20 protein-coding genes and 1 pseudogene are annotated in these 23,601 nt (G+C 50.8%); 10 read left to right on the forward strand and 11 right to left on the reverse strand.

Translation table 11 applies throughout. The features are described from left to right. Window positions 1-36: 36 nt before the first annotated feature. The 10 genes from CKO12_RS08265 to CKO12_RS08310 form a co-directional block, all read right to left on the reverse strand. Window positions 37-4,974, reverse strand: a complete 4,938-nt coding sequence (locus tag CKO12_RS08265) for a flagellar hook-length control protein FliK (RefSeq protein WP_200154265.1) — start codon at window positions 4,972-4,974, stop codon at window positions 37-39. An 18-nt stretch (window positions 4,975-4,992) separates the two neighbouring features. Next, on the reverse strand, window positions 4,993-5,478 hold the full coding sequence (locus CKO12_RS08270; RefSeq protein ID WP_242466261.1) for a flagellar export protein FliJ: 486 nt from the start codon (window positions 5,476-5,478) through the stop codon (window positions 4,993-4,995). Beyond that, a complete protein-coding gene (gene fliI, locus CKO12_RS08275) occupies window positions 5,436-6,830 on the reverse strand; it encodes a flagellar protein export ATPase FliI (protein ID WP_200154267.1) in 1,395 nt (464 codons plus the stop codon). The genes CKO12_RS08270 and fliI overlap by 43 nt, the downstream gene beginning before the upstream one ends. Continuing rightward, on the reverse strand, window positions 6,823-7,530 hold the full coding sequence (locus tag CKO12_RS08280; RefSeq protein ID WP_338032720.1) for a FliH/SctL family protein: 708 nt from the start codon (window positions 7,528-7,530) through the stop codon (window positions 6,823-6,825). Before CKO12_RS08280 ends, fliI begins: the two co-directional genes overlap by 8 nt. A gap of 101 nt (window positions 7,531-7,631) precedes the next feature. Continuing rightward, window positions 7,632-8,660 (reverse strand): flagellar motor switch protein FliG, encoded by a 1,029-nt coding sequence (fliG, locus tag CKO12_RS08285; RefSeq protein WP_200154268.1) that lies wholly within the window; start codon window positions 8,658-8,660, stop codon window positions 7,632-7,634. Further along, window positions 8,660-10,414 (reverse strand): flagellar basal-body MS-ring/collar protein FliF, encoded by a 1,755-nt coding sequence (fliF, locus tag CKO12_RS08290; protein ID WP_200154269.1) that lies wholly within the window; start codon window positions 10,412-10,414, stop codon window positions 8,660-8,662. Before fliF ends, fliG begins: the two co-directional genes overlap by 1 nt. A gap of 39 nt (window positions 10,415-10,453) precedes the next feature. Continuing rightward, window positions 10,454-10,795, reverse strand: a complete 342-nt coding sequence (gene fliE, locus CKO12_RS08295; RefSeq protein ID WP_200154270.1) for a flagellar hook-basal body complex protein FliE — start codon at window positions 10,793-10,795, stop codon at window positions 10,454-10,456. Between the two features lie 340 nt (window positions 10,796-11,135). Next, window positions 11,136-12,491 carry a sigma-54 interaction domain-containing protein gene (locus CKO12_RS08300; RefSeq protein ID WP_200154271.1) on the reverse strand — a complete coding sequence of 452 codons (1,356 nt, stop codon included), beginning with the start codon at window positions 12,489-12,491 and terminating at the stop codon, window positions 11,136-11,138. 51 nt (window positions 12,492-12,542) lie between these two features. Next, window positions 12,543-13,115 carry a PilZ domain-containing protein gene (locus CKO12_RS08305; RefSeq protein WP_200154272.1) on the reverse strand — a complete coding sequence of 191 codons (573 nt, stop codon included), beginning with the start codon at window positions 13,113-13,115 and terminating at the stop codon, window positions 12,543-12,545. A 429-nt stretch (window positions 13,116-13,544) separates the two neighbouring features. Beyond that, window positions 13,545-15,194 carry a methyl-accepting chemotaxis protein gene (locus CKO12_RS08310; protein WP_200154273.1) on the reverse strand — a complete coding sequence of 550 codons (1,650 nt, stop codon included), beginning with the start codon at window positions 15,192-15,194 and terminating at the stop codon, window positions 13,545-13,547. A gap of 230 nt (window positions 15,195-15,424) precedes the next feature. On the opposite strand from CKO12_RS08310, the gene CKO12_RS08315 reads away from it, so the two are divergent. The 10 genes and pseudogenes from CKO12_RS08315 (at window position 15,425) to CKO12_RS08360 (ending at window position 22,997) form a co-directional block, all read left to right on the forward strand. Beyond that, on the forward strand, window positions 15,425-16,003 hold the full coding sequence (locus tag CKO12_RS08315) for a TerD family protein (protein WP_200154274.1): 579 nt from the start codon (window positions 15,425-15,427) through the stop codon (window positions 16,001-16,003). 34 nt (window positions 16,004-16,037) lie between these two features. Then, on the forward strand, window positions 16,038-16,739 hold the full coding sequence (locus tag CKO12_RS08320) for a TIGR00266 family protein (RefSeq protein ID WP_200154275.1): 702 nt from the start codon (window positions 16,038-16,040) through the stop codon (window positions 16,737-16,739). A gap of 26 nt (window positions 16,740-16,765) precedes the next feature. Further along, window positions 16,766-17,356 carry a TerD family protein gene (locus tag CKO12_RS08325; RefSeq protein WP_200154276.1) on the forward strand — a complete coding sequence of 197 codons (591 nt, stop codon included), beginning with the start codon at window positions 16,766-16,768 and terminating at the stop codon, window positions 17,354-17,356. A 166-nt stretch (window positions 17,357-17,522) separates the two neighbouring features. Then, window positions 17,523-18,647, forward strand: coding sequence for a phosphoribosyltransferase domain-containing protein (locus CKO12_RS08330; protein WP_200154318.1), 1,125 nt, complete (start codon window positions 17,523-17,525; stop codon window positions 18,645-18,647). Window positions 18,648-18,666: 19 nt separating this feature from the next. After that, a pseudogene (locus tag CKO12_RS15145) lies at window positions 18,667-19,101 on the forward strand (tellurite resistance TerB family protein); the annotation flags it as partial. Window positions 19,102-19,167: 66 nt separating this feature from the next. Next, complete coding sequence (locus CKO12_RS08340; RefSeq protein ID WP_200154319.1) at window positions 19,168-19,743, forward strand: TerD family protein; 576 nt, start codon at window positions 19,168-19,170, stop codon at window positions 19,741-19,743. 33 nt (window positions 19,744-19,776) lie between these two features. Next, a complete protein-coding gene (locus tag CKO12_RS08345; RefSeq protein ID WP_200154277.1) occupies window positions 19,777-20,232 on the forward strand; it encodes a tellurite resistance TerB family protein in 456 nt (151 codons plus the stop codon). 125 nt (window positions 20,233-20,357) lie between these two features. Continuing rightward, complete coding sequence (locus CKO12_RS08350; protein WP_242466262.1) at window positions 20,358-20,990, forward strand: HAD family hydrolase; 633 nt, start codon at window positions 20,358-20,360, stop codon at window positions 20,988-20,990. A gap of 28 nt (window positions 20,991-21,018) precedes the next feature. After that, complete coding sequence (locus CKO12_RS08355; protein WP_200154279.1) at window positions 21,019-22,134, forward strand: cysteine protease StiP family protein; 1,116 nt, start codon at window positions 21,019-21,021, stop codon at window positions 22,132-22,134. Further along, window positions 22,128-22,997: an HpcH/HpaI aldolase/citrate lyase family protein gene (locus CKO12_RS08360; protein WP_200154280.1), complete on the forward strand. Its 870-nt coding sequence runs from the start codon at window positions 22,128-22,130 to the stop codon at window positions 22,995-22,997. The genes CKO12_RS08355 and CKO12_RS08360 overlap by 7 nt, the downstream gene beginning before the upstream one ends. On the opposite strand, the gene CKO12_RS08365 is transcribed toward CKO12_RS08360, so the two are convergent. Beyond that, a complete protein-coding gene (locus CKO12_RS08365) occupies window positions 22,994-23,599 on the reverse strand; it encodes an HAD-IB family hydrolase (protein WP_200154281.1) in 606 nt (201 codons plus the stop codon). The genes CKO12_RS08360 and CKO12_RS08365 overlap by 4 nt on opposite strands. Window positions 23,600-23,601 lie beyond the last annotated feature (2 nt).

Below are 23,601 nucleotides of genomic sequence, written 5' to 3' on the forward strand. Positions count from 1 at the left end.
AACTAATTGTAAAAATGCCGGTTTTTAATCAAAAAATTACGCAAAATCATCTAATTGGTTCAGCGAATCTGCTGGTTGCTGTAAATCAGAATCAGGCAATTCTTCATCGCTATCGTCAAGCGCATATGATTGACTTTGTGAATTTTGCGTTAATTCTCGCTCTGAGCCACGCCGGTCTTGTGGCAATTGATCTGTAATTGATACATTGCCCAGTTGTAAACCATCTTGTGCAAGACTATCGCGTAATCGTGGTAATGCTACTTCCAACACATCACGAACAATTGCACTAGAGGAAACAAACTGTATGTGTGCTTTTTCTGCTTCCATTGTTAATCTGACATCTAATGCACCTAAATTTGCAGGATGCAATTTTAATTCTACTGTATCAGTATTTGTTTGCACCAGCCACTTGACTGGATTAGCAAGATATGATTCACCGTTCGGTTGTAAAAGATTATTCAGATCAAGTGGCTGTTTAGATAACATTACCGGAGGTGCAGACAAAGAGGAAAACACAGACGGTGTTATTCTTTGCTGTCCTAACATTGTCAATCGCTGCGCATCTTCGTTGATAGAAGTAGCTATGGTTTGACTGAAGCTCATCGTATCATCATTCGCTACAGAATGCACATCATCATTTATTGATTTATATGATGATCGCAATAGCGTTCCACGCGCTGAAAACAGCGGCGGAACCTGTGATTCACTAATATACGATGGATTAGATATAGTGATTTGTAGCGGATCATTTTTTAATGATTTTATAGGGATTTCCACTTTAAGTGTAGCAGATGATGTTGCATCAGATGATTCAATATCTACCGTACTGATATTTTCTGATGTTGAATCATCATTTGCTAGTGTAGATTGGTTAATACGCATTCCCATGACGGGAACAAAGTTTGGTTGTATGGCAGATTTTTCAATACTAAAAATTTCAACTTGACTCAACGGACTTTGATCTACATTTTGAATCGGCGTAACTGGCGCGGGCGCAACAATCGGTTCAATCTCAACTTCTAGCGCAGTTTGAATAGTCGGTTGAATCGGTGCAGCTGGCGCGGGCACAGCCTTTTCAATCACCGGCGCAGCAATTGGATCGATCTCAATTTCCGGTGCAGTTTGAACAGTCTGTTGAATCGGCGCAGCGGGCACAGCCTTTTCAATTACCGGCGCAGCAATTGGATCAATCTCAATTTCCGGTGCAGATTGAATAGTCGGTTGAATTGGTACAGAGGGCGTGGGCGCAGCCTTTTCAATCACCGGCGCAGCAATCGGATCAATCTCAATTTCCGGTGCAGTTTGAATAGTCTGTTGAATTGGCACAGTTGGTGCGGGTGCAGCCTTCTCAGTCACCGGTGCAGCAATTGGATCAATCTCAACTTCTGGCGCAGTTTGAATAGTCGTTTGAATCGGTGCAGCGGGCGCGGGTGTAGCTTTTTCAATTATCGGCGCAGCAACTGGATCAATCTTAATTTCCGGTGCAGTTTGAATTGTTGGTTGAATCGGCGCAGCGGGCGCGGGCACAGCCTTTTCAATCACCGGCGCAGCAATCGGTTCAATCTCAAATTCCGGTGCAGCTTGAATAATCGGTTGAATCGGCGTAACTGGCGCGGGCGCAGCTTTTTCAATCACCGGCGCAGCAATCGGCTCAATCTCAATTTCCGGTGCAGTTTGAACAATCGGTTGAATCGGCGCAGCAGGCACAGCCTTTTCAATCACCGGCGCAGCAATCGCATCAATTCCAATTTCTGGCGCAACTTGAATAGCCGGTTGAATTGACGCGGGCGCAGCTTTTTCAATCACTGGCGCAGCAATTGGATCAATTTCAATTTCCGGTGCCGTTTGAATATTCGGTTGAATTGGTGCAGCTGGCGTGGGTGCAGCTTTTTCAATCACTGGCGCAGCAATTGGATCAATTTCAATTTCCGGTGCCGTTTGAATAGTCGGTTGAATTAGTGCAACTGGCGTGGGTGCAGCTTTTTCAATCACCGGTGCAACAATTGGATCAATCTCAATTTCCGGTGCAGTTTGCACAGTCTGTTGAATTGGTGCAGGTGCAGCCTTTTCAATCACCGGCGCAGCAATTGGCTCAATCTCAATTTCCGGCGCAGCTTGAATTGCCGGTTGCAGCGGCGCAGTTGGCGTGGGCGCAGCCTTTTCAATCACCGGCGCAGCAATCGGATCAATCTCAATTTCCGGTGCAGCTTGAATAGTTGGTTGCATCGGTGCAGCTGGCGCGGGCGCAGCCTTTCCAACCACCGGTGCAGCAATTGGATCAATCTCAAGTTCTGGCGCAACTTGAATAGTCGATTGAATCGGTGCAGCTGGCGCGGGTGCAGCCTTTTCAATCACTGGCGCAGCAATTGGCTCAATCTCAATTTCCGGTGCAGCTTGAATAGTCGATTGAATGGGTGTAGCGGGCGCAGCCTTTTCAATCACCGGCGCAGCAATTGGCTCAATCTCAATTTCCGGTGCAGCTTGAATAGTCGGTTGAATGGGTGTAGCGGGCGCAGCCTTTTCAATCACCGGCGCAGCAATCGGCTCAATCTCAATTTCCGGTGCAGCTTGAATAGTCGGTTGAATGGGTGTAGCGGGCGCAGCCTTTTCAATCACCGGCGCAGCAATCGGCTTAATCTCAACTTCTGGCGCAGCTTGAATAGTCGGTTGAATCGGTGCAGCTGGCGCGGGCGCAGCTTTTTCAACCACCGGCGCAGCAATTGGATCAATCTTAATTTCCGGCGCAGCTTGAATTGCCGGTTGCAGCGGCGCAGTTGGCGTGGGCGCAGCCTTTTCAATCACCGGCGCAGCAATCGGATCAATCTCAATTTCTGGCGCAGCTTGAATTGTCGGTTGAATTGGTGCAGCAGGCGCAGCCTTTTCAATTACCGGCGCAGCAATCGGCTCAATCTCAACTTCTGGCGCAGTTTGAATAGTCGGTTGAATCGGCGCAGCAGGCGCAGCCTTTTCAACCACCGGCGCAGCAATCGGTTCAAGCTCAATTTCCGGTGCAGTTTGAACAGTCGGTTGAATCGGCGCAGTTGGTGCGGGTGCAGCCTTTCCAATTACCAGCGCAGCAATCGGTTCAATCTCAAATTCCGGTGCAGCTTGAATAATCGGTTGAATCGGCGTAACTGGCGCGGGCGCAGCTTTTTCAATCACCGGCGCAGCAATCGGCTCAATCTCAATTTCCGGTGCAGCTTGAACAGTCGGTTGAATCGGCGCAGTTGGTGCGGGCGCAGCTTTTTCAATTACCGGCGCAGCAATCGGATCAATCTCAATTTCCGGTGCAGTTTGAATTGTTGGTTGAATCGGCGCAGTTGGTACGGGTGCAGCCTTTTCAATCATCGGCGCAGCAATCGGATCAATCTCAATTTCCGGTGCAGTTTGAATTGTTGGTTGAATTGGCGCAGTTGGTGCGGGCGCAGCTTTTTCAATCACCGGCGCAGCAATCGGCTCAATCTCAAATTCTGGCGCAGTTTGAATAGTTGGTTGAATCGGTGTAGCTGGCGCGGGTGCAGCCTTTTTAATTACCGGTGCAGCAATCGGATCAATCTCAACTTCTGGCGTAGCTTGAATTGTCTGTTGAAGCGGTGCAGGCGCAGCCTTTTCAATCACCGGCGTTGCGACCGCTTCAATCGGTTTAATCTCGATTTTAGGTGCATTTGTAGGCTTTGTTGAGGCAGCAATTGCAGCAAGCCTATTCGCTAAATCAGTAATTGAGTTTAGCATCACTAATTCAGGAGTTTGTGTTGATTTTGGTGATAGTTGAATAGCTGGTTTTTCAGTTCCAGTGTTCAGTAATTCGGCAATCGCTGACGCAACCGGCGTGGGAATTTTATTCGCTATAGCTGGCGGCAATTCAACCGGTGTCGGCGGCATTTCTAACCGCACTTGAGGCACTGCCTGATCCGTTTTTATTTCAGAAACTGATGGCGCTGGCACCACTGTCTCCGCCGGACGCGCCAGCGCCGGTGACGATTTTTGCGGCAACGGTGCGAGAGTCACGTCCGCCAAAAAATTGACAGATTCGGAATCCACCGCGCTCACATCCACTGTTGCTGCCGCGCCCGGAATTGGTGGCGCAACCGGCAAAACAAAAGATTCCGGTAACTGCTGAGATTTGCTTGTTTTTTCAACGGGTTTGACGGGAGCAGGTGGCGCGTTGGCAATAATCGAAACAATCGCATCATTCGCTGCGGCAGCGTCAACATCCGCTTTTACTACCGGCGCGGGTGCCGCAACCGGAATTGGTGGCGCAAGCGGCAAAACAAAAGATTCTGGTAACTGCTGAGATTGACTGACTTTTTCAGATGATTTGGCGGGAGCGGGTGGCGCGTTGGCAATAATTGGAACCGCCACATCATTCGCTGCGGCAGCGTCAACATCCGTTTTTACTACCGGCGCAGGTGACGCGACCGGAATTGGCGGCGCAACCGGCGGAATAACCGCTGGCTCTGACCAACTGACCGGCACCGCCGATTCCAGCAACCGCTGCAATAACTCGTTGCCCTCATCTTCGGAAGGTTCCTCAACCGCCGCTAAAACCTCCGCCACCTCCGGAGCAACCGCAGCCGCATCAGTTGCTGCTGCCGCAGGCGCAAGCGTCACCGCTGCGATTGCAATCGGCGCAGCTTGAGCGGGAGCAGCGTCTGAATTCGTGATCGCCACCGGCGGAGACGGAGCCGTTGTTTCTAATGGCGTGATTGGTGGTGTTATTGACGGAGTTGGTGCCGCCGCTGCTGGTGTCAACGTCAGCGCCTGTTGCAACAGCGCCCGCCCCGACAGCGCCGCAATTTTTGCCGGATCGCTGCCCGCCGCCATCAACGCATCTTTCAAACGCAATTCAAAGGTAGCGATGAACTCGCTCGGATCAGTCGCGCCCGCGCCATCTGGCGTCGGAAAACTGCCGCCCAGCAATTGCAACAACGCGCCAGCAGAAGTGCTGGGAAAAAGCGTGCTGGATTGAATCATCACCCACCTACTGGCATGTTATGCCGAGTCATCAACGGACTTTTGAAACGCTTGGCGCGTCACCCACAAATCCTGCTCAAACTGTTGTTTCCGCACATCAAGCCTGCTCTCCACCTTCTGCCGGCGTTCAATCAACTTCTCCAGCGACAAACTCGCTTGATGCAGCTCCAGCCACGCCGAACGCGCTTTCTCCATCTGCGCACTCACCGCCACCACTCGCGCTTCCTGCTGCTGCAACGCCCCGCGCAACTGCTGCTGTAACAGCGCGATTTGCTTCAGAATTCGCGCATCGTTGGGCAAATTGCTGTGGAAATAATGGCTTTGATATTCCTCCAGCAAATCGCGCTGCTGCTCGGCTTTGTGCAAATCCGCCAGCCGCTGCCCCAGCACCACCGCCCCCTCATTTTCCTGCGCTTCCCGAATCCGCAGCAGGCGTTGAAATCGTTTGACGCTGCTACTGCTCATCGCCGCTCCATTCCCGTCGGCATATTCAGCAACGTGCATAATTCTTGCCGAGATTGCACAAAACTGGCGGCATCGGTGCGGTTCTGGCTGAGATACGCCTCCAAACGCGGATTCATTTGCACCGCTTCATCCAACTGCGGATCAGCGCCTTTGCGATACGCGCCCACCGCAATCAAATCGCGGTTGCGGGTGTAGGTCGCCAGCAACCCGCGAAAACGATACGCAGCGCGTTGATGTTCTGGCGTCACCACCGCGCTCATCACCCGCGACACCGAAGCGTTGACATCAATTGCCGGATACCGCCCCGTTTCGGCGATGTCGCGTGACAGCACGACATGCCCGTCGAGAATGGCGCGAGCGGAATCGACAATCGGATCATTTTGATCGTCGCCTTCCGCCAACACGGTATAAAACGCCGTGATCGAACCGCCGCCTTGATCGCCGTTGCCAGCGCGTTCCACCAACTGCGGCAGCCGCGCAAACACTGACGCGGAATAACCTTTGGTGGCGGGCGGCTCGCCAATCGCCATCGCAATCTCCCGCGCTCCCTGCGCAAACCGCGTCAACGAATCCATCAACAGCAGCACGTTCAAACCGCGATCTCGAAAATACTCGGCAATCGTGGTTGACACCCACGCGCCGTGCTGGCGCAGCAGCGGCGATTGATCGGCAGGCACGGCAACGACCACCGTGCGTCGGCGCGATTCGTCATCTAAAATTTCCGTAATAAATTCATTGACTTCACGTCCGCGTTCGCCGATCAGACCGACCACGATCACGTCCGCTTCCGTGTGTTTAGTCATCATCCCCAGCAACACGCTTTTGCCGACGCCGCTGCCAGCAAATAGCCCAATCCGCTGCCCACGCCCAATCGACAGCAGCCCGTTGAGAGCGCGGATGCCGACATCCAGCACCGTGCGCACCGGCGCCCGTTTGAGCGGATTGATCGGTCGCCCTTCAATCGGCACCAATTCCTGCGTGCGCAGCGGCCCGCCGCCGTCCAGCGGTTTACCCAGCGCATCCAGCACCCGCCCGAGCAATTCCGGGCCAACGGGAATCCGGCGGGTTTGTTCCAGCGGCTCAATCCGCGCACCGGGGATCAAACCTTCTAACTTCGTCTCCGGCATTAAAAACGTGCGTTCACCCTGAAATCCCACCACTTCTGCCGCCAACTGCGTGCCGTGAACGGTATGAATCGCAGCGCGACCACCGATGGGCAGACGAATCCCTTCCGCCTCCAGCGTCATTCCCACCATCCGCGACAGCCGACCTTCGGGCTGCGGCTCCGGCACGGTTTCAACGCGCTGACGGGATTGCGCCAGCCGTTCGCGCAGCCCTTGCGTCAACTGCCGCGAACCTTCTTCTTGTAAATCACGAATGACATCAGTCATTAACTACTCCGGGGAGCGGCGGAAGTGCAGGTGAGGAAGCTGGCAGCGGGGCTGCGGCTGGTGGAGCAAGCTCGCCCCAGATGGCATCAATCGCTTGCTGGAGGCGGGTTTCGAGAGTGGCGTCGATGCGACTGGGGCCGCTTTGTACCACGCAGCCGCCGCGTTCAATTGCCTGATCTGGCAGCCAAATCATCGTTTCATCGAGCGCGTGGGCATAAGCCTCCAGCATCACTTGATCGTCGGGATGAATATGAATGCGCAGCGGATGATGACGGGAGGGCAATTGCGTGAGCGCCTGCCGCAACACCGACACGATCAACTCTGGATGTTGCTGTAATTCTTCCATAATCACGCGCCGCGCCAAGGTGGTGACTAGCAACAACAATTCTGGCTCCAGCGCGTCGGCGGAATCCGCCAGCGGATCGGCGAGCGCGTGGGCGATGTTTTCGAGTGCGCCGACTGCGATCTTGAGCATCGCCTCTTGCTCGGTGCGAAAGTCCAACTCGCGCTGCTGGCGCGTCCGTTGTTCCTCATGCGCCAACTGCGTGGCCAACTCGCGTCCGGCGTCATAACCGGCTTGATAGCCTTCTTGATAACCCGCCTCCGCGCCAGCCCGCCGCGCCGCTTCCTCAATGGCGGCAATTTCCGCCGGTGTCGGCAGCGGCTGGGCTGGCGGCTGCTCTGGGGGAGATTCATCCACTGCAACCGTGTCAAAAAACACATCGGGCAAGCTGACGTCGGGGGGATCCCACAGCCGCACGTCAGTGCAAAAGGATGGACCTGCCAGAGTGAGGATGCGGTTCACAACATGGTTTCTCCGCCTTTACCACCGAGGATGATTTCGCCACTTTCGGCCAGACGACGGGCAACGGCGAGAATTTCTTTTTGCGCGGCCTCAACATCGCTCAGGCGTACCGGCCCCTTGCTATCAAGATCATCACGCAGCGCCTCGGCAGCGCGTTTGGACATATTGCGGAAGATTTTGTCTTTCAAATCCTCTTCCGCCCCCTTCATCGCCGTGACCAGCACATCGGTTGAGATTTCGCGCATCAGCGTTTGCAGACCGCGATCATCAACATCAATCAGGCTGGCGAAGACAAACATCAATTCTTGAATCCGCGTGGCGACGCCTTCGTCCACTTGGATGATGCCTTCCATGACTACCGCTTCTTTTGAGGAATCCATCAAATTCATAATGTTAGCGGCCATCTTGATGCCGCCAACCATGGACGATTTGGCGGTATTTTTGCCGGAGAGCTGGCGCTCTAACACTTCGTCGAGTTCCTGCAATGCTGCCGGTTGGACGCCGTCAAGCGTGGCGATGCGCAAAATTAAATCCGACTGCACCCGGTCGGGCAGATACGACAGCGTCTCGGCAGATTGATCGGGGTCTAAATGCGAGAGCACGATGGCGACGATCTGCGGATGTTCGTTGCGGATCATTTCGGCGATGGCGCGGGGATCAAGCCATTTCAACGCCTCCAACCCTTTGGAATTACGCCCCAGCAAGATGCGATCAATCAACCCTTCGGCTTTATCTTCACCGAGAGCTTGGCGCAACACGCGGCGCACATAATCGTCCGCACCGATGCCAAACGAGGTTTGATCGTGAATGACATCAAGGAATTGTTGCAGCACATAGCTGATGTCGTTGCGCGAGATGCGTTCCAGCGATGCCATCGCGGTGCCGATTTTCTGCACCTCTTTCGGCCCCATGTGCCGCAGCAATTCGGCGGCGGAGTCTTCACCGAGCACCATCAAAAAGATCGCGGTGCGTTCCGTGCCCGTAAAGCGCGACGGATCGGTTGATTTGGGTTTTGCCTCAGCCATTATTCAGCCATCCACAGTTTTAAGACCTGCGCCACCCGTTTGGGGTCTTCGTGTACCAGTTCCCGAATGGCATCTAAATCCATTTGTTGCTGTTCCACTTCTTTCGTGGTCGCCAACGCCAACTTCGCCCCGGTCAGTTCAGTTTTCTTCTCGCTGCCATCAGTTAATGCCGCCATCGCTGCTCCTTCTTCACTCAGCGCCAAAATCTCTTCTTCAGTCATGTTGTCATCAAGTTCACGTCCATCTGCCAAGGCTTGGGCGCGGGCAGCGGCGAGACGTTCATCACGTTCATCATCAGGTCCGGTCAACTGCGCGACCGGTTCGGGTGCAGGTGGTTTTGGCAACAGTTGCCGCAGTGCGGGGCGGACGACGGTCAACAGCACCAGCAACGCCAGAATCATGCCGCCCACGACCTTGACCAGCTCCAAAAACCAAGGCTCTGACCAAAACGGCGTGGCATCTTCGGTCAGCGTATCGGGCACGAAGGAGGCAGAACTGACGCTGAGTTGATCGCCGCGTTTGTCACTAAAACCAATCGCGCCGCGCACCAGCGCCCGAATGCTTTCGAGTTCCGCCTCGGTACGCGCCACCCGCACCACTTCACCTTGCGCGTTGGTTTGATCTTGAAAATCAACGACGACGGCGGTGGATAACCGGCGGATGCCGCCCGGCGTTTCCTGAATGTGCGAGACGCTGCGATCCACTTCATAGTTGCGCGTCATCTGCTGGCTGCGACTGCTGGGCGGTTGCGGATTGGCGCCAGCTTGTTGTTGATTGCCGACTGCGCCGCCAGCGGGCGGTTGATTGGTCAACGCGCCGGGAATGCCACCAATTGCAGCTTCAGCGCCGGTTTTTTCTTCTTCATTACTTTGTTCAGAACGGATCGCAGTGCGGTCGGGATCAAAGGTTTCTTGCGTCCGCTCTACTCGCGCAAAATCCAGTTCTGCTGCGACCTGCACCCGCACCCGATTCCGCCCCACGATGGGCGTCAACAGCGCCTGCACCCGCTCCACAAAACCGGATTCGACGCGATGGGTATAGTTTAGATGGTCAAGTGACAACCCCGCGTTTTTGTCCTCTTTGCCATCGGAAGTGAGCAAGCGCCCGGTTTGATCGACCACCGTCACCCGCGTGGGCAGCAATTCCGGCACGCTTGACGACACCAGATGCACGATGGCACCGACCTGCGCCTCGGTGAGTTCTTGGTTGTTGCGCAAATGTACGACGACCGATGCGGTGGGCGGAGTGCGGTCACGAACAAAGACCGAGCGCTCGGCTTGCGCCAAATGCACCCGGGCGTGTTCCACCGGTTCCAACGCCGCCACTGATCGCGCCAGCTCGCCTTCCAAAGCACGTTGATGACGCGCCCCTTCAATCAGCCGACTGCTGCCAAAGCCAGAAGTTTCTTGCAGCAATTCAAAGCCGGTATCGGTCGTTTTTGGCAAGCCTTGCCCCGCCAGCAACAAGCGCGTTTCCGCGATTTTGGCTTCGGGAATTTCAATGCGCCCGGTGGCGGAATCGACTTGATAAGGCACTTTCATTGCCGTGAGTGCCTGCATCACCTCTGCGGCTTGCGCCCCTTCAATCTGCGCAAACAGCGGCGCATACGTCGGGCGCAGTGCCCAATACAAAATCGCGCCCGTGACGACCAGCCCGCCCGCCAAAATGCTGATGAGCGCAATCTGACGTCCAACCGGCAATTCGTTGAAATTGCTCATGCTGGTGGAAAGCGCGGTGGACAATGACGAGGACATGGCAGGGTGTTCCGATTAACGGGAAAGGGCGATCAGGATTCAGACCTGCATACTCATCACTTCTTGATATGCCGTGAGCAGGCGATTGCGCACCTGCGTGATGGCTTCAAACGCAATGCTGGAGCGATTCATCGCCAGCATCACTTGCGGCAGGCTCACTTGGTCATCGCCGAGTTCAAATTGGGTTTGCAAGGTGTTGGCTTGCTGCTGTTCGGTATTGACCGAGCGCACGGCGTCTTTCAACTTGGCGGCAAAATCGTCTCCCGCCGAGAATTGACTTAATGCGCCAAGCGCCGCAGTGGGCGACGTCTCGCTGCTTTCAGAAGTTTGGAGGCGGCTGATTTGCGGTGACAACACCGTGTTGAGACTGAGTGAATTCATGTGTTTCTCCGGCGCAGGACATGAGGGGCGAGGCGGCGCGTCAAATAAGCGCCCGGCGACATACCGTTGCTTCCGGCAGTGCAAAATCAGTGCCGCTGTAATGAGTTGTCAGTTGTCGGTGACACCGACGTTTTTTACTGACAACCGCCAACTGACAACTGCCAACTGTGTTGCCTAACACCGTTAAAACTGGGTTATTGAGCGCGGTGCCGGTGGCGGCGTCAAACAGATGGCGGCAGCAACAGTGCTGCTAATCAGTTGTTTTATTTGATGCTTTGTGGCGTGAGTGGCGATGGTGCGGTGGCAGTGACGAGATGTTGACGCTGGCGCGGCACCTGCGCTAGACGGAAAAGTCGTCAGCAGTATCAACGCCATCGCGGTCAAGACCGAATTTGCGCATCCGTTCCACCAGCGTGGTGCGCCGCACTCCTAAACGACGGGCAGCGCGGGCGACGACCTGCCCGTGTTGTTCCAAGGCGGTGATAATCATATTGCGTTCTAAATCATTGAGATATTCGCGCATCTCGACGCCTTCGGGAGGCAATAACGGGGTGAGTTGAGCGGGGGGATGTGGGCGCAATTCCTGAACATGCGTCAGGGGCAGCAGTGCGAGTTGGGGCGGGCGAAACCGCGTGGGCAATTGCGCCAAATCCACCAGCAAGTTGGGATACATAATTGCCAACTGTTCCAACAAGTTAGCGAGTTCGCGGATGTTGCCGGGCCAGGGAAGGGTTTCGAGATGGGCGAGGACGGCGAGACTGAGATGCGCGGGCTGGACGCCCTGTTCGCGCAGCCGCGTTTCCAAGGTGTTAATCAACAGCGGAATATCGCTTTGGCGCTCGCGCAGCGAGGGCAGTTCAATCGGGAACACGTTGAGACGAAAGAATAAATCTTGGCGGAAGCTGCCGCAGGTGACGGCGGCTTCTAAATCGCGGTGGGTGGCAGAAATGATGCGGGCGTTGGTTTGCAGTGATTTATTAGAGCCAATCCGTTCAAACGTCCGTTCTTGCAACACGCGCAACAGCTTGACCTGCATCGGCAGCGGCATGTCGCCGATTTCATCGAGAAAGAGCACGCCATCTTCGGCGAGTTCAAAGCGACCGGCGCGGGCGGTGAACGCGCCGGTAAATGCGCCCTTTTCGTGCCCAAACAGTTCACTTTCCAGCAAATCCGGTGGAATTGCGCCGCAGTTGACGGCGACGAAGGGTTTATTTTGTCGATTGGAGGCGGCGTGAATGGCGCGGGCGACGACCTCTTTGCCGGAGCCGGTTTCGCCGAGAATGAGCACGGTGGCGTCGGTTTTGGCGACCTGTTCGATCAGCCGTTTAACCAGCAGCATCGTGGGATGCTGTCCGACGAGTTCCATATCGGCGGGGGCGGCGGTGAGTTCACAGTGCAGCCAGTGCAGGATTTGCATGACCTGCCCGGGAATGAGCGGCGTCTCAATTTGCACGACGGTAGATGGCAGGGCGTAGGGCGCAACGTCGCTCAGTTGGCAAATCACGGGGAGCGTGGTGCTGAGAGTCGCAAACCAGTTTTTGAGGGCAGCGGCGGGAGCGCACAGCCACAGTGCTTGCAGCTCGGCGGGCGGAGCGGTGGGCAACTGCGCCAGCTCACAGACGCTGCACCCGAGAAATTCCAAAATATGGCGCGTCGCGGTGCCTGCATGTGCATGATTGAAAAGACCAATGTGCATCACCGCCACCCATCCCCTGTACCCGGCATCTTGATGATTGTGCCGTGTTGTTTATAGAGCGTTATTGAACTGGGCTGGAGTGGCGGAGGTGACACATGACGCCTCATCAGTCGCTTCAGGTCCATGTAAGCGCCGCCGTGCGACTTCACGCCGATGTAGACGAAATACCCAGCGCCGTAACACTTCACCCAGTCCGTAATCTGGAGAATGCCAACGCGCTCCGCAACGTGCGCCCTGCTGCTGAAAACCGTCGATTTCTAACACCAACGGCTGCGCGAGCCAGTGACAGGGATAAATGGCGAGGCGGGTACAGTCGCTCGGCAGCAGTGCGGCAGGGAACACAATGCCCTCGCTACTGAGGAATAACGGCACACAAGGCGGAAGTTGATTGACTAACAGCGTCGTGACTAAATCCATCAATAAATCAAGTTTAAGCTCTAACCGTACCAGTTCTGGCGGCGCAGGATCATCCGCCCCTCGCGTGGGTTCGGTTTCCAAAACGGCGATGGCATCAAGCAACCGCACGGCGACATCGGGCGTGGTTGGTGGACGGTCGCTCGCTGCAAGCGGTAATTCCAACGTGACAATCAACCCATCGCCAAGGATATTGTGCCAATCCTGCATTGTGAATAGCCTTATTTAAGTGAATTAAATACGATGACGACGCGCTCAGTTGGATGTTATTTCATTGCTAACGGTGCGCCAGTTGCACAAACTCAATAACGGAAATGAACAATTGTTATCGTTATTCATAATAGTTGTAATAACACTTTTAATACGAAAAAGTGCGTTGTTATCACGAGCGGATTACAATTCAAAAACTGTACTTCTTATGCGTATAACCGCTGCTATTAAAGCCCAGTTGTTTACTATCAATTGACAGCTCACGTTCGACTGACAACTGACAACTGACAACTCAAAAAAACTGCCCCGTTGCGCTTTCGCAACAACTCGCACGGCATCCCAGCGCCGCCAGCGTGGCTAAAGTGTACGCGATGTTGGGCAAATGTGAGCTGCCGCACATTTTCGCAAGCAACAACACACAGCGTCTATTTAACGCAACAAACGGAATTGCCCCACTAACTGTTGTAATTCAGTTGCCAAACTCGTCAATTGTTGGGCTGCCGCCGCCGAAACCTGCGCATTGGTAGCACTTTGCTGTACTACCACCGCGATTTGTTGCAATGCCCGACTGATGCTGCGCGTTTCGGCGGTTTGTTCCTCAGCCGTCTGCGCAATACACTGTACCTGCGTACTCACAACGTCGATTTGGCGCAACAACGTTTGTAGTATATCACTTGACTGTTGCGCTTCAGCAACGTAGCGATCCACTTCACACACATCTTCTTGCCGCGCCGCCACCGCCAGCCGCGTCTCTTGTTGAATCGTAGCAACAGTTTGCGCAATATCGTGTGTCGCGTGCGTCGTCTGATCCGCCAGCGCCCGCACTTCATCCGCCACCACCGCAAACCCGCGCCCATGCGACCCCGCCCGCGCCGCTTCAATCGCAGCATTCAACGCTAATAAATTGGTTTGTCGCGCAATTTTTTCAATTGTTTCAACGATGTTCCCGATTTGCTCCGAATGCTGCCCCAGCCCCAACAACGTCACCGCTGTTTCCCTAGTTCGTGCGCCCAAATGCGTCATCGCCTGAAGAATATGTGCCGCGCTGGCAGTTCCCGCTGCCCCTGCCGTCGTCGCTTGTTGCGCATCATGTGCCGCCTGCACACAATGATTTGCAATCTCCGAAGCAGTAAAACTCATTGTTTTACTGGCAGTTGCGACCTGCGTCAGTTGCTGCGCTACCATGTCAGCTCCGCCGGCAATCTGAGAAGCAGTGGTTGACATCTGCGCGGCTGCCGTCGTTAATTGAGCGGCGGAATCTTTCACATTGCTCATAATGCCATGTAATTGCTTACTCATACGATTGAGATCACGCGCCAATTGCCCCAATTCATCATTCGCTGCGTAATCAATTTGAAAGTCAAGATGCCCTTGCGCAAATTCATTAACATTGTGAGCCAAATATCGCGTGATACGCCGAATTGAACGAATCACCATGATTGCAAGCAGCGTTCCTAAACTAAATACTCCTACTGCAATTAACACACAATCACGCAATACAACGTACAATGCCTCTTGAATACCAGCTAACGACAAATCAGCGCCAATGACATATTCCGTGCCATCACTTGCGCGAGCGGGAACAAAGACCGAGCGAAATTCGCCCCACTCATCATGATATTGATCGTGTTGCAGGCGGCGCGTATCCAATGCAGAATGCAATCCGGCGCTGGCGTCATCATAGGGATCAAACAGCACATTTAATTCACCACGTGCAAGTTCTTCAGCGGTGTAGCTTGATAGGGTAAATTGCACCACATCATCACGCTTAATCACAGTATAGAGATAATCTAATTGCGCCACAGTCGCAAACTGTGATAAACGATCCAACAACGTTCGATAATGCTGGGATGAAATTGTCTCGGGATGAGCAAGCAAAGTATGAAAATCATCACTGAGCAAACGAACACTTTCGGCAGCAACAAATAAGCGATCATCAATCTCACGCAGTACCGTCTGCCGTTGATGCTCATAAATATAAATGGTAAAAGCAGTAGTGGTGATTGCATTCATCACCATCATTGCCAACATCAACTGCGTTGATAAAGTCATTCGGATTCGAGTTTGAGGGTGTGTCATCTCATTATTCCATCGCTATAGTACATATGACTGACTCAAAGCTGTCATGGTAAGGTAGCACTTAATACACCACACGACATAGGATTGAAAACTCCAGCAGGTCTGTTAAACTCAGCACAACAGTAAAATTTTATCGGTTCTCGCCGTCAGGTCAAACAACCGATTAGCGCGATGACTATTCTACCCTTGTTTTTTGCGTTCGTTATTATTACCCATCTGAGGATCAAACTATGGCAATCAGTTTACAAAAAGGCGGTAACGTCAGTTTAACCAAGACCGATCCGGGTCTGATTAACGCTCTTATTGGACTTGGTTGGGATGCGCGTTCCACTGATGGCGCAGCTTTCGATCTTGATACCAGTGTATTTTTGGTTGGCGACAGCGGTAAAGTGCTTTCTGATGCGCATTTTATTTTTTACAACCAAAAAACCTCACCCGATGGCGCAGTGATTCATTCCGGTGATAATCTTACCGGAACTGGTGACGGTGATGATGAAACCGTTTCGATTAACTTGCCAGGAGTTGATGCCGCTATTCAACGCATTGTATTCGCGGTCACGATTCATGAAGCGGAAACGCGCAATCAAAATTTTGGCATGGTGCGCAACGCCTTTATGCGTGTTTTGAATAAAGACAGCAGCACCGAATTAGCGCGGTTTGATTTATCTGAAGATTATTCAACTGAGACAGCGATGGTCTTTGGTGAAGTGTATCGCAACGGTGGCGAATGGAAATTCAAAGCGGTTGGACAAGGATTTGCAGGTGGTTTGGGCGCTTTGGCGCGAGATCATGGAGTGAGCATCGGCTAATCACCATGCGTGGAATGAGCGAGGTGTTTCCATTATGCCAACTTTCACAGTCACGGGTGACATTGATCCCTTTTTACATGTGCATTTATGTAAAAATGAAAAGATTTTTTGTGAATCTGGGGCAATGGTGATGATGGAGGACACCTTGCAATTAAAAGGCAAGATGCGGGGCGGTTTGGGACGAGCATTATTGCGCCGCATGGCAACTGAAGAATCGTTTTTTCAGCAAGAAATTGCAGCAACTACTGGTGACGGTGATTTCTTATTATCACCAGCATTGCCTGGATCAATTGAATTGCTGACCGTTAGCCCATCCTGCGCTTATACGCTTGCAGATGGAAGTTTTGTTGCCGCTGAATCATCAGTTACCTTAAACTCCCGTCTGAATTCATTAGGTGGAAGTTTCTTTGGTGGTACTGGTGGTTTTATCATTATGGAAGCACGCGGCAGCGGGCAATTAGCAGTGTCTGGATTTGGAGCAATTTTTACCCTAGATGTGCAGCCAGAACGCGACATTGTAATTGATAACCACCATGCAGTTGCGTGGTCATCCCAGCTCCATTATGAGATTGGAATGCCACAAGCGGGAGGTGGTTTTTTAACCGGATTAGTTAATTCCGTCACTTCTGGCGAAGGGCTTGTTATTCGGTTTCGCGGACAGGGTAAGGTGGTGATTTGTTCACGCAATCGTGCATTATTTAATGCACAACATGCTAACGCAACTGCGTTAAGCTAATACATACCATTATCGAGGAGTTCATTATGGGAATCAGCCTAAGTAAAGGGCAAAAAATTTCCTTGACTAAAGAAGCCGGTGCCAGTTTAACCCGCATTATTATGGGGTTGGGCTGGGATGCAGTGAAAAGCAAGGGCGGCTTTTTAGGAGGAATTTTTGGTGGTGGCGGTGAAAGCATTGATCTTGATGCGTCCTGTTTAATGTTTGATGATGGCGGCAATTTAATAGATGTAGTTTGGTTTCGCCAATTGCACAGTAAAGACGGCAGCATTCAACATTCTGGCGATAATCGCACTGGAGAAGGCGAGGGTGATGATGAGCAGATTCAGGTGAATCTCAATGCAGTTCCAGCAACAGTCAAGAACCTGATATTCACTGTAAATAACTTTACCGGGCAAAATTTTGCCAACGTAGAAAACGCTTATTGTCGTTTAGTGAATGCAGATAATAACAGCGAGATTGCGCGTTATAATCTGAGCTGCCAAGGTGAACATAGCGCGATGATTATGGCAAAAGTGTATCGTCATAATGGCGAGTGGAAGATGCACGCAATTGGTGATGTGGGTCATGGTCGTACTGCTGGGGAGTTATTGCCGCAACTTTCTCCATTGCTCTAAATTGACAACTTGGTCATCAATTTTGGCTTGATGAATAAGCCAAATTTAATTAACCGAAGAGTTTCAACGCTTAATACTCAGTTTTGAAATTCTTCGGTTTTTCCTCAGTTAAAACACCATTCTCTCGGTGCGTTATTAACATTTTGAGGCAGCGTATTTGAACACAATGCAACAAGTTGAATTAGCAACTGGTACCCTTAAATGTAGAGTGCAGAAAGCCGATTTTACTTTTACTGAATTGTGTGATTTTGCTGCCCGCAACAATCAAAAACGTGGGTTTCTCTTCGTCAGCAAAGTGTTAGGGAAACATTGGCCAACAACGCCAACGCGAATGCGCCAAATCCATGATTATTTAGCGCAATCATTGACAATCACTGCTACGCCTTGCCTCTTTATTGCTTTGGCAGAAACAGCAACCGGATTAGGGCAAGGTGTATTTGAAGCCACACTGGCACAACAACATGATTCCTTGTTTTTACATTCCACTCGCTATCGCGTACCCGGACGGCAAGCAATTATTTTTCAAGAAGAACATTGTCACGCACCCGAACAACTGTTATATGAACCATTACATCCGCCGCATCGTCACATTTTTCAAAATGCCCGCGAATTAGTGGTGATTGATGATGAAATTAGTACGGGCACCACATTGTGCCATTTAGTCAACGCTTATCGCAGACATAATCCATATCTTGAACGGGTGCATTTCGTTACCATTACTGATTTTAGTGGCGAAAAAAGCAGTGCGCTTTTTTCCAGTCGTATTGGACTTCCAGTGCAGATGCACGCAGTGCTCAGTGGCGATTTTTCTTTTACTCCAGACCCAGATTGGATGGCAGAACCGGCACCACCAGCAGTTGGCAATAATCATTGTGATTTTGAACAACTCATTGAATCATTCGGGCGCTTTGGTATTGACCATCGTATTGACATCCCCGCTGCGGATTTAGTACGCCTAAGTGCTGGACTTGATAGCGACGCACGGATACTGGTGCTTGGTACTGGTGAATTCATGCACTTAGCGTTTCGCTTAGGATTAGCATTAGAAGCACGCGGATTTACAGTGGTCGTACAAGCCACCACGCGCTCGCCAATTTTAATTGGCGCTGCTATTCAAAAACGGTTAATTTTTTTGGATAATTATGGGGAAGGCATTTATAATTATCTGTACAACGTTGATTCCTGTGAATATGCCCGCATTATCATTTGCCATGAAACGCCAACTGATACGTTAGATGAATTAGTGCAATTACTGGGTTCGCACTGCGTGACTTACCGACCCTGTTCCTAAACAACTTTAGTGGCATCTTATGAGTTTGCATCAAGTGATTGACCAATTAAAACAAAAAGCGGCTGATCTAAAAAATGAAGTTCTAAAATTTAAGAACAAAGATTTTTTGAACGCTGCGATTAGCGGTTCTGTGTTAATTGCAATGGCGGATGGTGAAATTACCGCCCCAGAAAAACAGAAGATGATGCGTTTTATAGAAAACTATGACGCTTTATCCGTTTTTTCAAGTCAAGAATTGATTGAAACGTTTCAAACAATCGTTCACCAAATTGAGTTTGACCGCGATCTTGGTGAAGCTAAGGCTTATGCGGCTATTCGGAAGATGAAACGCAATGAAGATGCAGCGCGACTCATTATGCGGTTGATTGTGGCAATTGCTGCGGCTGACGGTCATTTTGATGACAATGAACAGTGCATTGCTGGTAAAATCGCATTGGAGCTTGAGCTGAATTTAGCGGATTTTGAATTACCCACGACGTCGCCAATATCTCCAACTTCTTCTACTATACAGGAGCGCACTATGACAATTAGTTTGAATAAAGGTGGCAATGTTAATCTGAGCAAGGAAGCGCCCACGCTTGAAAATGTTCTGATTGGTTTGGGCTGGGATTCCCGCGCTACAGATGGACAGGCATTTGATTTGGATGCCAGCCTATTCATGGTAAAAACCGATGGCAAGGTTCCCAGTGATGCTTATTTTATTTTTTACAATCAGAAAACATCACCAGAAGGTTCGGTTGAACACACCGGCGATAATTTAACCGGCGATGGCGACGGTGATGATGAAACAATGCACGTCACCTTATCCAAGGTGCCCGCCGATATTCAGCGTTTGGTCGTTGTCGTGACGATTCACGATGCCGAAGCGCGGCATCAAAACTTTGGACAAATCAATAACGCATTTGTGCGGATTGTGAATCGTGACAATCAACAGGAAGTTGTGCGGTTTGATTTGTCAGAAGATTATTCGACTGAGACCGCGATGGTTTTCGGTGAACTGTATCGTCACAACGGCGATTGGAAGTTTAAAGCAGTTGGACAGGGCTATGCTGGTGGTTTACATGCATTAGCATTACAACACGGCGTCAACGTTTAATCATCAACCCTATTGTTATTGGAGTCATGCGCGATGAGTTTTCAAGATTTTGTCAGCAACTTGAAGCAGAAAGCTGCTGAGTTAAAAAATGAGGCGATGAAGTTCAAGAATAAAGATTTTTTGAACGCCGCCATCAGTGGTTCCGTGTTGATTTCAATGGCGGATGGTCATGTCTCTTCTGAAGAAAAACAGAAGATGATGCGCTTTATTGAGAACTATGAAGCGCTGTCAGTGTTTTCTAGCAAGGAACTGGTTGAGGCGTTTCAAAACGCAATGAGCCAGATTGAGTTTGATAAAGACCTTGGCGAAACCAAGGCTTATGATGCGATTCGCAAGATGAAGGGCAATGATGGCGCAGCGCGGTTAATTGTGCGTTTGATTATTGCCATTGCTGCTGCGGATGGAGATTTTGATGAGAGTGAGAAACGGGTAGCGCGTAAAATCGCTATGGAGTTGGCACTCAATCCAGCAGATTTTGAATTAGTCTGATTATGAAAACGTTGGTTTTTCTGGATTTGGATAATACTTTATTCCAAACACGCCAGAAATGCCCAACTGAAGACGCGCTACAGTTTCCGGTTGCTTATCTCCGGGACGGTAGCGCACATTCTTTTATGACGCCTAAACAACGCCAATTTTGGCAATTGTTAAATACCAACGCAACAATCATTCCCACCACAGCGCGAGATTTAGACGCTTTACAGCGCGTTCAATTGCCATTTCATAGTTGGTCTATTATTGACCATGGTGGAGTTATTTTGAATCCGGCTGGAATACCAGATGCGTATTGGCTTGAACACATGACCAGCGCATCACAAATGGCACAGGTTGATCTTGGCGCTTTATTAGAGATGGCAAATACTGTCATTGCGCATCAAAAGTTAGCGGCACGGGCGCAAATGATTACCGATTTTCAATTACCACTTTATTTTGTGGCGAAATACCGCAATGGAAAAAGTGGTGATCTTGATTGGTTACAAGAGCACCTTGTGCAACCTTGGGTGTTAGCGCGATCAACTACTTACCAATTACACCGCAACGGCAATAATCTTGCAGTATTACCGCGCGGCCTTGGTAAAGAACACGCCGTGCGTTATTTAATCAAACGCTTCAATAACGAATGGGGCGATTTATTCACTATTGGTGTTGGTGATAGTGTGAGTGATGGTGCATTTATGGCAGAGTGCGATTATGCAATCACGCCCCGCGACTCGCAGTTGTTTAGCGCAACGTTAAAGCTGCTTTAACTATTTGGCGCTGAAGTTTAACGCGCTCATGTGTATTTCCGCAGCACCACCCCCCACTTTTTTTTCAGGGAGTTATCGTCCTGATGACGTGCGTATTTTACTCAAGCCACTTGCGTTAAATACCGTCAGCATTGCAGAAAAAGAGCAGTTACTCCAAACAGGTCAATACCATTACAGTGAATTGCTCAGTCCAGAAACACTCCCGTCACCGCGTTATTTAGAGATTTTTTATCACACTTTTGCGCTCATGCAGCAGCGACTGGCGCATAACATCATTGATTTAGCTGCGCTCATTGCCGCACAACACGCCCACACCATAACGCTCGTTTCACTCCTCCGCGCTGGTACGCCAATTGGCGTCTTGCTCAAACATGTATTAACCAATTATTTCGCCCGTTCTGTCGTGCATTATTCGGTATCAATTCTGCGGGATCGCGGCATTGATAATAATGCGCTGCGCTTTATTGTGCAGACAGAAGCGCAAAATGCCGCCAGCATTGTCTTTGTTGATGGTTGGATTAGTAAAGGAATGATTGCGCGTACCCTTACGCAGTCGGTGACTGCATTTAATCAGGAATATCACACCACAGTGGATACGCGATTATTTGCATTAACTGATTTAGCCGGGGCTGGGGTTGCGCCGAGCGATGAAGATAATTTAATTCCATCCTGCATTTTGAATGCGACGATTTCTGGTTTAGTGAGCCGCTCAGTATGCAATCAACACATCAATACCAACGATTTTCATAGCTGCTTATTTTATCAACAGTTTGCCGCGCATGATATTTCAATCTGGTTTATTGATACCATGCTGGCAACCATTCACACTTGTTTGCATGAGGGTTATTTACCGCAAGCAACGCCAGTTGCATCTCCGCCCGCCCGTGATCGTTCGCAACAATTATTAGCGACAATGAAAGCGCAATTTGGAGGTAATAACGAACATTTAATTAAATTCGGGATTGGTGAATCAACTCGCGTATTGTTAAGGCGCGTTCCTGAGCGTTTAATTGTGCGCGATCCGACCGCCCCGGACGTGGCGCATCTTTTACAATTAGCGCAGGAAAAACAGGTGCCTTGGCAAATCAATCCAACTTTGCCATATCAAGCCGTATCATTGATTCAAGGATTTACAGCATGTTAAATGCGTATTGTCTTGGTGGTTCTTTATATGTTCCGGCAACGCATCAAGATTTATTGACCATTGCGAATGGTACGCGCTGGCCAGCATTGCGCTCGGTGATTTTTTGCACTGAAGATGCAGTTGCGGAAAATGCGCTTGAAAATGCGCTTGTTCATTTAGAACATTGCTTGACTGCGATGATAGCAACTACAGCGATGTTGCGTTTTGTGCGCGTGCGTAATCCCGCTGTTTTAGCGCGATTATTAGCGCAGCCCGGTATTGAAAAACTGGATGGGTTTGTCTTTCCTAAGCTCGACATTAATAACGCCGATGTCTATCTGGATATGCTAAAACATTCTAAATATCTTTGTATGCCGACGCTGGAAACGCGAGATGTGTTTGACACGGCAAAATTGATACAGTTGCGCGATCATTTGCTCGGTTGTCAGTATGAACAACGCATTCTGGCGTTGCGCATTGGCGGCAATGATTTGTTAGCCATTTTGGGAATTCGCCGTCCCCGTGATCGCACCATTTATCGCACTCCGCTCGGTCATATCATTGCGCAAATTGTCACGGTATTTAAACCGTTTGGTTTTCAAATTACCGCACCCGTATTTGAGCATCTTGATTGTGTGCAATTATTGCAAGAAGAACTCAGTGAAGATATTGCGCATGGTTTATGCGGCAAAACCGCTATTCATCCGCAGCAGCTTCCCGTGATTGAAGCGGCTTTTCAGGTGACGCCAACAGATTTAGCCGCTGCCCAGCGCATTTTGAGTGAAGAACGCGCCGTCTTTCAATTCAATGGCTCCATGTGCGAAATTGCGACGCATCGCGCTTGGGCGCATACCATTGTGGCGCGGCAAAAGACGCTCTCTTAAAACGGTCGATAATGCGGAACGTCAGCAGCCGCTAATAATTCGCGGTCGCCTTCTGAATCACCATACGCATATAATTCATAAGCACTTAAATCACCGCACAGCAATTCTAATTGGCGCACTTTTTCTGCGCCGCGACAATTCACTCCAATCAATTGCCCAACGCAGCGTCCATCGCGCATTGCCAATTGCGTACACAGCAATTCATTAAACCCTAATTGTGCGGCAAGATCGCGCAAATAGACATCCAACGAGGCGCTGATCATAATTAACCGATCACCGCGACTGCGGTGCCACGCAATGCGTGCAAGTGCGGCGGGACGCAATTGGGTTGTGAACACCTGTTGCGCATGTTGTGCGCCGAGTTGTTGTAGTTGCGCTTGCGGTTTGTTGGTGAATAAATAAGCAATCAATTTGACTTTGAATTGATCGCGGTGCAGCCGCCCCAATCCCACTTGGATTCCAGCGCCAGCTAAAAACAGCAATGCCTGCGCCACGCGCCAGCGTCCACAAACGCGAATTAAAAACGGTAAAAACGTGTCCGTTTTGCTAATGGTTCTATCAAAATCAAATGCCGCCAGCACGGGTTTTTTTAATGCAGTCATAT

The sequence above is a fragment of the Chromatium okenii genome (assembly GCF_016583745.1).
Lineage (GTDB): Bacteria > Pseudomonadota > Gammaproteobacteria > Chromatiales > Chromatiaceae > Chromatium > Chromatium okenii.